Annotated in this window: 8 protein-coding genes; 3 read left to right on the top strand and 5 right to left on the bottom strand. The window is 62.0% G+C overall.

Translation table 11 applies throughout. The annotated features are described in order from the left end of the window. Nucleotides 1-99: 99 nt before the first annotated feature. Nucleotides 100-417: a hypothetical protein gene (locus tag VGM51_02435; GenBank protein HEY3411893.1), complete on the bottom strand. Its 318-nt coding sequence runs from the start codon at nt 415-417 to the stop codon at nt 100-102. 17 nt (nt 418-434) lie between these two features. Further along, complete coding sequence (locus VGM51_02440) at nt 435-713, bottom strand: hypothetical protein (protein ID HEY3411894.1); 279 nt, start codon at nt 711-713, stop codon at nt 435-437. 229 nt (nt 714-942) lie between these two features. Between VGM51_02440 and VGM51_02445 the strand changes: the two genes are divergently transcribed. Both VGM51_02445 and VGM51_02450 read left to right on the top strand, forming a co-directional pair. Beyond that, nucleotides 943-1,323, top strand: a complete 381-nt coding sequence (locus tag VGM51_02445) for a helix-turn-helix transcriptional regulator (GenBank protein HEY3411895.1) — start codon at nt 943-945, stop codon at nt 1,321-1,323. A 7-nt stretch (nt 1,324-1,330) separates the two neighbouring features. Further along, entirely contained in the window at nt 1,331-1,900 is a 570-nt protein-coding gene (locus VGM51_02450) for an ImmA/IrrE family metallo-endopeptidase (protein HEY3411896.1), read from the top strand. A 9-nt stretch (nt 1,901-1,909) separates the two neighbouring features. Here VGM51_02450 and VGM51_02455 read toward each other — a convergent pair whose 3' ends face one another. Genes VGM51_02455 through VGM51_02465 form a run of 3 tightly spaced genes read right to left on the bottom strand, consistent with a single transcriptional unit; the run spans nt 1,910 to nt 8,468 of the window. After that, a complete protein-coding gene (locus tag VGM51_02455) occupies nt 1,910-5,125 on the bottom strand; it encodes a type I restriction endonuclease subunit R (protein ID HEY3411897.1) in 3,216 nt (1,071 codons plus the stop codon). Continuing rightward, entirely contained in the window at nt 5,122-6,348 is a 1,227-nt protein-coding gene (locus tag VGM51_02460; GenBank protein ID HEY3411898.1) for a restriction endonuclease subunit S, read from the bottom strand. Before VGM51_02460 ends, VGM51_02455 begins: the two co-directional genes overlap by 4 nt. Next, entirely contained in the window at nt 6,345-8,468 is a 2,124-nt protein-coding gene (locus tag VGM51_02465) for an N-6 DNA methylase (protein ID HEY3411899.1), read from the bottom strand. The genes VGM51_02460 and VGM51_02465 overlap by 4 nt, the downstream gene beginning before the upstream one ends. Before the next feature lie 374 nt (nt 8,469-8,842). Here VGM51_02465 and VGM51_02470 point away from each other — a divergent pair, with 374 nt between their 5' ends. Beyond that, the gene (locus VGM51_02470; GenBank protein ID HEY3411900.1) at nt 8,843-10,987 is read left to right on the top strand and encodes a DNA methyltransferase; all 2,145 of its coding nucleotides are present in this window, start codon (nt 8,843-8,845) and stop codon (nt 10,985-10,987) included. Nucleotides 10,988-10,989 lie beyond the last annotated feature (2 nt).

Raw genomic sequence — 10,989 nt, forward strand, 5'->3', positions numbered from 1 at the left:
AGGAACGCAAGAAGGCAGGACTGTTGTCCGCTCCGGCGATAGCGCTGGAAGACAGCAAACCAAAGAACTGACCCACAAGGTCAGACAGGTGGGGAATTTTCACCCGCGCCCAATTGGGGATTTTTCAGGCGCCGTTGACAATTGCCAGGAGAAGGCGTGCCAGTTGCACTCCAGCATGCGGTGCTGCGCGTTCCAGTTCAGCGTCTTGCCGGATGCGATCTGCTGCGGAAAGAACAGCCTGGCCGCGTAGCCGTGCGCGCCGCTTGGACAGAAGAGCGCGTCGCACCGATCCGGGCTACACCCGGCGGGAAGGTGGAGTTGCCGCAAGAGCAGGTACCTGACCCCGCCCTCCTCGTGCTGCTCCACCTTCTCGCACAGGTGGCGGAGTTCCTGGATTTCGTTTTCGTTGAAGTCCATTTCCGTTGTTTCCATCCTTAGGCGGAACTGCCGTCGCGGACGTGGCTGACGAAAGCCTCGCCACCCTTGATGGTGACGGCGCCGTCGTCCGGTAGCGGGGTGAGGACGCCGCCGACGACCTGCTCCAGCACGTCGGAGAGGGCAACGCCGCCTCGTCCCTTTATCTCCGCGACCGTCTGGCGGCCGCGATGGATCTCAACCCTCTTCCCGTTGACTGTGATAGAGACCGTCGGGCCGGTCTCGGGATGCGATGCGTCTTTCGCACCGCCGTTCTGCTTTAGTTCGTCCGTGTCCATAGCAACCTCGATTTCTTGGCGGATGATTTGTATGCACGGGTGTCGGCCCCGCCGTCGCCGGACCCGCGATGGACCGGTCCACCCTGTATCCCCCAAGTGGGTTGACAGGGATCCGACCCGGGTGTATTACAAGTCATACACCGTCTTACATATTGTACAGCAAGTCGGCTGGCGTTGCAAGTGCGAAATAGTGTATTATTAACGCAACAACCATAGGAAGGAGGACGTCATGGCCACTCAGATAGACATCCGCGAACTTGCCGCCGCCGTGAAGGCGAAGCGGGGCAACCGCGGTCTCCGGGCAGTAGCCGAGGAGATCGGCGAGGTTTCCGCGTCCACGCTCTCGCGAGTAGAGCAGGGGAAGATTCCCGATCTGGACTCATACATGCGGATTTGTCATTGGCTCGGGATGCCGGCCGACCACTTTCGGCGCAGGACGGGCGGGGAGGAAGCCCCTGCTCACGCCAGCGAGATGAGCACGAGGGATATGGTCGCCGCACACCTGAAGGCGGATCGTACGCTCGACCCCGATACGTCCGAGGCGCTCATCAAGATGATCAGGTTCGCCTACGAAGCGATGGGAAAGGGTGAGATCGGCAAAGGAGAGTGACGCAGCGATGAGAAGAGGGTTCAAACAGGATGCTGAGCGCGAAGCGTTGGCCTACCGGAAGACGCTGTCGCTTGCTGGCCACATGAAACTCCCAGCCGCTGACTTGGCCAAGCACCTTGGCATCCGCATCATTACGCCGCGCGATGTGCCCGGGCTATCAGCGATGGATTTGAGCAGGCTCCTTGAAGCCGACGAAGGAAGCTGGTCTGGCGTAACGCTGACGCGCGCCGGCTTCTCGATCATCATATGCAACCCGAGCCACAGCCTTCGCCGTCAGGAGAGCGACATCATGCATGAGCTTGCCCACCTCATTTGCAGGCACGATCCCGCCACGCGCCTGGACCTACGGGACTGTCCGTTCTTCCTGAGGACATACGACCAGGCGCAGGAGGATGAGGCGAATTGGCTCGGAGGAGCGCTGCAGGTGCCGCGGGCCGGCCTGGTCTGGGCGATGGTCCGGAAGATGGACAAGCAGGCGATGGCGCTTCATTTTGGCGCGAGCGAACAGATGGTTGAGTTTCGCTGTCGGATGACGGGCATCCGCAAACAGATCCCCAGAGCGTGCGCGAAGCGTTAGGCGGCACTCCTAAGCGAGAGCGAAGACCGGCGAGGGCACTGTCGGATACGCGTAATAGACGTGGCGGTACACCGCTTCGACCTTCGCCGCAATCTCGGTCGGTGCGTACGCTTCCGGCAGGCCGGTGGAATCGCTGTAAAGAAAGTCGTATATCGAGCGCTGGACGGCGTCGCGTGTGGCCTCCTTTTCGCGCCACTGCGCCACCTTCAGCTTCTCCGTCTTCAGCATCGCCAGCAACTTGACCGCCACGTCCTTGATCCGGCCGATCTCCCTGGCCGAGAGTTCGGGCTTTTTGAGCAAGTCGTATATGACCAGTGACTCCGGGTCCAGGCCTTCGCGGACGTAGCGCTCTTCCTCCGAATCCAGCTCGCCTATGAACCGGATCAGCGCCTCGAACGTCTTCTCAATCGTCACCCGGTCCTTTTCCTGGTTGTAACCTTCGACAATCTCCTCGTACCGTGCCTGGAAGTCGGCGTTCAGCGGGTTCTGGCTCAGGAGCCGGGCGAGGCGCTTTTCGATGACGGCCTTGAGTTCCTGGACGGTTGAGTTCCGCTTCGGACTCTTGACGAACTCCTGGCGCAACCGTTCGAAGTCGATCTTCGAGATGTCGTAAGGCTTGCTCAAGTCTCCGGAAGTGGAGTCGGTAACAGGCCGGATCGCCTGGTCGACGACGGCGTGGAGATCGCGCATGATGGCGCTGATATCGGCTTCCTGGCGATCGTGCTGCAGGCTCTTGTAGATCACGTTGATCGCATCGTAGGCGCCTTTGTGCTCGTTGAGGCCGGGGATCGTGATGCATGACTTGAACTTGCTGAACACCTCGCGAGCCATTACCTCGAACTGCTTTCGGGTCTCGTCGGTCTCGTTCGCCGCCTCCTTCGCCGCCAGGATGGCCGCGTTGCGCCCGAAGCCGGTTCCGGAGGTGATCGCTTCGAGGGACACTCCGCGCTCGGTGAGGAAGCCCCCAACCAAAGTGATGGCCTCGACGAGGCTATCCAACAGCTCCTCTTCGGGACGCGTCGGATCGGTCTCGTCCGGACCGATGCCGTCACGACCGGAGTCGCCTTCGCTCACGAATGTCGCCAGGGCGCGCCGGAGGTTTTTGAGGATGCCGCAGTAGTCGACGATCAGCCCGTTGTTCTTGCCCTCGTTCACGCGGTTGGCGCGGGCGATGGCCTGCATCAATGTGTGCGCCTTCAGCGGCTTGTCGAGATAGAGCGTGGCCAGCGACGGTACGTCGAATCCGGTGAGCCACATGGCGCAGACAATGGCGATACGGAACGGGTGCGACTCGCGCTTGAACGCGGCGTCGACCTCAAGGGTGCTTCCGTCGCCGAGCGTGAACCCCTGTTTGATCAGCTTGCGATGGAATTCGATGTTGAGGCCGGCAGCGCGGAACTTGGCGACCTCGCCCTGCTCTTCGCTGACGATCACCGCCGCGAGCGTCTCCTTCATCCAGGCTACCTGGCGCATACGGAACACGACTTCCTGCTCGTCGCCGAGGCGCCCAAGTTCAGACTCGAGATCCGCGATCCGTTTCTGCCAGCGAGGGACGATCAGGTCGAAGATCCGCACGCAGGTGACCTTGTCGACGCAGACCAGCATCGCCTTGCCGCTTTCCCACGCAGTGGAATAGTGCCAGACGAAGTCGTCGGCGACCTGGGCCAGGCGTGCCTCTGACGTGATCACGTGGTAGTCGCGCTGCAGATCGCTTTCCAGCCGGGCCCGCTGGGCGGCGTCGAGGTCGTACTCGTCGAGCTTCTCGAGGATCTCGGCGATCCTCTCGTTGAGCTCGGTGTGCGCCAGCCCGAGTCTCTCGCCGCGCGAGTCATAGAACAGGGGGACCGTGGCCCCGTCCTCGACCGCCCGCTGGAAGTCGTACGTCGAGACGTAGTCGCCGAAGACCTGCCGTGTGATCTCGTCGCTGTTGAACAGCGGGGTGCCGGTGAAGCCCATGTAGCTGGCGGCCGGCAGGGCGTTGCGCATGTTGAGCGCAAGGCGGCCGTACTGGGTACGGTGTGCCTCGTCGCTGATCACGATCACGTCGCTCCGCTCCGACCACGGCTCTCCTTCTTTGACGTCCCGGTTGAACTTCTGCACCAGGGTGAAGACGTGGCTCTTGTGCTCCTTGAGCATGCGCTTGAGGTGGGCGCCCGACGAGGCCCGGAACTGATCGGGTTCCCCGCTCACCACCCCGCAGCCGGCGAAGGTCTTATAGATTTGGCCGTCGAGGTCGTCCCGATCGGTGACCACGAGGAAGGTGAAGTTGCCGCCGAGTTTGCGGTGGACCTTGCGGGTTAGGAACACCATGGAGTAGCTCTTACCGCTACCCTGGGTGTGCCAGAAGACGCCCAGCTTGCCCGCCCGGGCCTCCCGCTCCCGGACCGCCTCGACCGCCCGGTTGACGCCGAGGAACTGGTGGTTCTTGCCGATGATCTTGACGAGCTTGCCGGAGCTGTCGTCGAATAGGATGAAGTTCTCGACGATGTCGAGAAGCGTCCGCTTGTCGCAGACCCCCTTAAGGAGCGTCTCCATGTCCACGACGCCCGGTTCCCGTTCCTCCAGGCGCTTCCACTCATGGAAGAAGGCGTACCGGCTCCCCAGCGACCCGAGCTTGCCCTTGTCGCCGTTGCCAATCAGGAGCAGGGCGTTGTGGTGGAAGGCGAGGGGTATCGTGTCGCGATAGTCGGCGAGGTTCTCGTTGACGGCACGGCGCAGGTCCCGGTGGATCGCCTTGCACTCGACGAAGACAAGCGGCAGGCCGTTCACGAAGCAGACGATGTCGGCGCGCCGGCGGTAGATGTCGCCCTGGATCCACAGCTCCCGAACCGCGAGGAAGCGGTTGTTTTCGGGATCGTCGAAGTCGAGTACGGCCAGGCGCTTCTTTTGCACGGCGCCGTTGGCGTCCTTGAAGGTGACCTGGACGCCGTCCCGGACCAGGGCGTACTTCTCCTGGTTCATCGCCAGGAGCGAGAGGCTGGCGCTGGCCTCGGTCAGCTGCCGGATGGCGTCGTGGTAGGCGGCATCGGGAAGTTCGGGATTGAGACTCCGGAGGGCAGCCTCGAGGTCGCGGGTGAGCACCGTTTCGCGCTGGTCCTTGCGGCCCAGCAGACTGCCGTCGCCGTAGTCTTCCTGGTTGTATGCGAAGACCGAATCCCAGCCCAAGGCATCGCGCAGGTAGTCGGCAGAGGTCTGCTGGACCAGGGTGTCTTCGTTGAGGCTCATACGACGATCTCCCCGTTTATCAGGCGCGGCAGTAGTAGGTCACGGGCAGCGCGAAGCTTCTGGTTCTGCGCATGAAGTGTCTTTACCTGTTGGAATAGCAGGCGCACCGTTTCCGTGAAGACGCTGAGGATCGTGGCCGAGGGAACGAAGACCGGGTACTTCTGGAAACAGCTCTCCTGGACACGCTGCCGCCCGGAGGAACCGATCATGCTCTTGATGGCGTTCTCCCGGAAGTCATAGGTTCGCGCAAGCAAGTACACGAATTCCGGAGTCAGGCGCCTGGATCGAAGCACAATGAACTCGGTCGAACCGCGTGCGACTTCACCGTCTTCCAGGAAAGCAACAAAGGCGGTCTTGCCGTTCTCCAGGCAGGGTGTGATACGAGCAAAGAGCGTGTCACCGTTCATGAACTTGCTCCCGGATCGTCCATCCCGCCGGGTTGCCTGCTGAATCAACATGCTACCAGGGAGAAGATCGGCCATCTCAACCGACCAATGCTCGGCCGCATCTGAGAGTCTTACCGATGGGTTTATTTCGATTGCATTCGGCGTTGGTACTCGTTCCCATCCCTCTGGTACGCCGTTGGTGATACGGGCATGCTCGTAACCGGGGAAACGGAGCCGAACGAACCACTCCCGGTATAGCAGCCGCGCCGACTCTTCTAGTAGAACGATTCGCTTCCGATTGTTTTCGATCAGGTCGTCGTAGGCCGAGAGAACGTCCACCGTTGCGGTTTGCACGGAAGGTGCCGGCAAACGTAGGCTGATCCGTCGAATAATGTCGTGGTTGAGGGAGGCCATCGTAGCCTTATTCCCAGACTGAGTCAGCATCCACTTTTGGTGAGAGGCAGCCAAGAACCCATAGGAAATGAACCGGGGGATGACTTCGTCGGTCATAAAGCGGAGGCGAATGCAGTCCGACCCCTGCATCCAATGATCTTGCCCTGCGGTTACGTAGAGGTGTCTATCGACGGCCCCCTTCCGGCCAAACACGATGTCCTGTGGCACGAGGAGATGTGTTGCCAGCCGCTCCGCTGTTACGCCTGCGACGAATTCGAGCTTTTCTGTCCGCAGGCCGCCATAGCCGATGTTGCGGACGTTGATGACAGGCGTCCCTTCGCTGGTGTAGGCGCTTGCCTTCAGTTGGGTTCCGAACGGTCCCGTCTGGATGTCAGCGAGTCCAGCATCTACCAATTCGCCAACGGTAAGCGCTCGCCAGCTCATACTCCAAGTTCCTCGATATTCACCTGGATTTGCGCCGCCAGTTCAGCGGCTTCTTTGTTGAGGTCAGCCAGCTCAACATGAATATCGCGTACCGTCTGCTCGAAATCGAAGTCATCGTCTTCCTCAACTGAGGCGACACCAACATAGCGACCGGGGGTGAGACTCCAGTCGGCTGCCTCGATCTGAGCCCGGTTTGCGAGCGTAACGAGACCGGGGACGGCCACCAGTTCGGCATCCGGGAAGCGATCCTGCAACCAAGCGACCTGACGGTAGAAGTAGTTGGTCCGCTTCAACTGCTCAACGGCCGACTTGCGATCCGCATCTAGACGTTTCACGAGTTTCGCGGCACCTCGACGATCATAAGCCCAACTGATCGTTTCATCTACCGTGAACCCGGAAGCCATGTCGGTAACGCGGGCGGCGAGCTTGTAGATTAGGTCAACTTGCTTCACGAGGCCGCGGACCGCCTCGGCGATGGGACTGAAAGCCACCCGAGCCGCGTGTTGGGAATCGTTGGTATCAGGCAACGTAGCTGCATAGTTCCCTCTGTAAGCGTCAAGGGTTCGAATAAGCTCCTCCTCGTCGGCCTTGTAGAGCGAGACAACCGCGCACAACTCGGCCACGGACCCTGCGATATCCTGCTTCTTGACGCCTTCGGGGTCGGCGTGCCCATCCACCGCCATCGAGAGGCCGTCGAAGTGTCCAGAGAGATTAGCAAGCGTAGCGTCGAAAGCGGCAAGCTCCGCCGGAACGGCCGCGCTCTCGGTACAGATACTTCTAAGGTAATCCTCCACCAGTTCGAGGAACCGCGCTCGCTCCCCGCGGTACAACCACACGATTGCGAGTAGGTTCTGGAGCTGTTCGGGGCTGAAGTCACAGATCTTACGCGTAACCTGGCGGAAGATGCTCCGCGCGTCCAGCATCAGCACCGCGTCGGTCCGCGTTGAGGATTTCGCCTTGTCGAAAAACCAGAGCTCGCACGGGACAGACCGCGTGTAGAAGAAGTTCGAACGGATCGAGACCATTATGTCCACGTGGCCGGTCTCCACCAGGCGCTGCCGCACCTTGGCCTCGTCCCGGCCGGCGCTCGAGGACTGCGAGGACATGACGAATCCGGCCCGCCCCGACTCGTTCATGTAGCTGTAGAAATACTGGATCCACAGGTAGTTGGCGTTACTGACCTTACCGCCCTTGTTGACTCCCGGCAGGCCGAACGTGATCCGCGGGTCGTTCTTGACCTTGTCGGCGTCCACCTCATCCACATTGAACGGTGGATTGGCCATGACGTAGTCGCAGGCGTGGAGCAGGTTCTGGGGGTCGTTGTAGTAGCTGTTGGCGTCGTTGCCGGAGGTAATCGTTCCTTCCAGTCCGTGAACGGCCAGGTTCATCTTGGCAAGGTTGGCGGTGGTCTTGTTTTTCTCGTAGCCCCTGAAGGTGAGTTTCTCCGCCGGGTTTTCGTGGTTTCGCTCCACGATGTGGGCAGACTGCACGAACATGCCGCCCGATCCGCAGGCGGGATCGGCGACGATACCACTTTTCGGCTCCAAGACGTTGGCGATGAAGCTGACAAGCGAAATTGGCGTGAAGAACTCGCCGCCGTCGTGCGCGCCCTGGTCGGCGAACTGGGTCAGGAAGTACTCGTAGATGCGGCCGAAGATGTCCCCGTTGGCGCGCTTGAGAGCCTCGGGGTTGAGCGTGCGAAGCAGGTTGCCGAGGATCGCGTAGTCGAGCTCCTGGTACTCCTGTTTGGGCAGTACGCCCTCGAGACCCTTGTAGTCCTGCTCGATCGACTCCATCGCCGAGACGACAAGATCGGACAGCTTGGCGTTGTCAGCATTGGCGACCAGGTAGTCGAATTGCGCTTCCGGCCGGAGAAATATGGCGGAACGCTCCGAGAAGTCCTCCTTCGTAAGTGGCCGCGTCACGCCCCCGCGCGAAGGAAGCTTCTTTTCGATCTCAGGCTTGACGGCCAGGAACCGGCTGTAAGCATGGCGCAGGAAAATGAGCCCCATAACGGGCATGAAGTATTCGTTGCTGGCGAGGTTTGAGTTAGCCCGGAGTTGGTCGGCCGCGCTCCAAAGCCGCCGCTCAATCGCTTCGATGTTCTCAAGTTGTGTCATATGTAGCGCTTGTAACGTCCCCACGCGCCCTTCGCGTAGTTCTTATCTACTGGCATCTTAGCAGAATCCACGCTCAGCTAACAGATGCGCTTACTGCTGGCGGCGGCGAGAGCGAGGCGAGTTGAGCACACAGGCGTACACTGTCCATAATGTTTGTAGCCCTCGGTAGTGCGCCTGGGGTTCTCGGAGCTCGCGGGGACATTACCCGCCAGCGAAATCGCATCGGCCTCGGGACGGGCCATCGTGGTGGCACGGTGTAAAATGGCCCGCGCCCGAAAATCCAGGCGGACAGGAGCGACAGTATGCCCGTTTGGGTAAAGTCTCGGTGTTCAGACAAGTCTCGTCCGGACAACCAAGGCGAATCAGCTTCCAGCGTGCCCGCAGAAACCCCCTTCGCCGGGTTCCCGGCGCGCACGCTTCTCGAAGCCGGCATTATACCCGTTGCCGAGCTTGCCGGCCTCGCCCTGCGCGAGAGCCATCGCACAAGTCCAATCTTCCGCGTCCACAGGTGGTTCGCCCGCCGCGTGCGCTCGCAGTTCCGTGCCATACTGACCGGCCTCGTTCTGCCCGAGAGCGCTGCGGATTCGTTCTGGAATACGTACTTCGGCGAGGTTGAGCTGGAGAATGCGGTGGTGGTCGATCCGTTTGTCGGCGGTGGCACGAGCCTCGTGGAGGCAACTCGCTGCGGGGCGAGGGTGATAGGCTTCGACATAGACCCCGTCGCCGTCGGTATCACCCGCTTCGAACTCGGGGCGGCAGGGTTCGCGGAGTCGCTCGCGGCCGCGGAACGCGTCCAGTGCGCCGTCTCTACCCAGGTCCGCCCCTTCCACGTGACGGTCGCGGAGGACGGGTCGGAGCGCGAGGTGCTCCACCACTTCTGGGTCCAGGTGGTACCCTGCCGCGAATGCGGCGAAGGGATCGAGGTCCATCCCCATTTCCGCCTCGCGTGGAACAAGCGAACGCAGTGGACCTTCTGCAGCGGCTGCCACGCGGTGAGGGAGGTGCCAGCCAGCTCCGTCGAGATCGCCTGCTCCTGCGGAACCATGACCCGTCCGGCGATAGGGACGCTGGACCGGAACAGGCTTACCTGTCCGAAGTGCCGTCACGAGCAGCCGCTCGCGCCGGCGGAAGAACCGCCCCGATGGTCGCTGTTCGCACAGGAATACCTGGACTCTACCGGCCGCGGGTTTATCCGGCGATTTAAGGCTGCGGGCGCATCGGACCGAGAACTCTTCGACAGCGCCAGACGGCGCCTCGCCGGAATCGACCGGCCGCTGTCGCCGGTGCGTCCCATTCCGGCCGAGGGCCGTTCCGACCGCCGGCCGCTCATCCACGGCGTCCGTCTCTACACGGACCTGTTCAACGCCCGGCAGCGGCTCCACCTAGCGTTGCTGGGTCGCGAGGTGCTCGCTCTTCCGGGGAATGACCGCCTGCTGGTCGGCCTGGCGTACAGCGAGCACTTGGCGACGAACTGCATGTACGCGGGTTACGCCTTTGGGTACCGAAGGTTGGCGCCGCTCTTTTCCATCCATGCTTTTCGGCACATCGTGCGCCCGGTGGAGCTCAACCCGTGGGCGCCGGTCGGCCGCGGTACATTTCCGAACGCGGTCGCCAAGCTCCGCGACGCCATCCAGTTCGCAGCCAATCCGACCGATCTCGATCCTGCGGGAGGCTGCCGTCCTTCGACCTATGCCATCGGTTCCACGGACGGCAGCGTCGCCCGCACGGCGGAGGAGGTCACCTCGGGAAGCGCGCGGGCTGCGGTCGTCGTCGCCTCGGCCACCGAGCTGCGAACCGTGAAGGACTGCTGCGTCGACCTGGTGCTCACGGACCCGCCGTACTTCGACAACGTGTGCTACTCCGAGCTCTCGGACTTCTATCTCGCCTGGCAGCAGGAACTCGGCATCGCCGAGCCGCCGTACGAGGATCCGCGCCGGCCTGCTCCACTGGCTGAGAATCTAGCGCTGTCCTCACACAGCGAGGATGCGGTTGCCGAATACCTCTCCGCACTGACGGCGATCTTCGGCGAGTGCCGCCGCGTCGTTCGCGACGCCGGAATAATGGTCTTCACCTACCACCACCGCTCTCCCAAGGCATGGCTGGCCGTGGCTGGATCCCTGCACTGGGCGGGCTGGCGTTGCACCGGGGTCACTCCTATGCGCGGCGAGGGGCGCGGCGGCCTCCATACCTTTGCCGGCACGATCAAGTGGGACGCGGTCGTCACCTGCCGCAAGGGAACCGAGCATGCGCGTACGACCGGGACCGAGCTGATGGTCAGCGCCGAATCGGTCGACGAGGCCGTCCGTGACGTACGGGGATGGGGCTCCCGCCTAATCGCGCCCGAACTCGGCTTCAGCGATCCGGACATGGTTAACCTGCTGTGCGCCAATCTCGCCGTTCGCTGCACCGAGGGCGCCCTATCGCCGGATGCCATGACCCTCAGCTATGCGCTCCAGGCGGCGCCGGCTCTGATATCGGAGAAGGATTCCGGCGGCCACGGAGGCGCGCCCGTCCCATAGGA

It is taken from the genome of Armatimonadota bacterium (genome assembly GCA_036504095.1).
Taxonomy (GTDB): Bacteria; Armatimonadota; DTGP01; order JAKQQT01; family JAKQQT01; genus DASXUL01.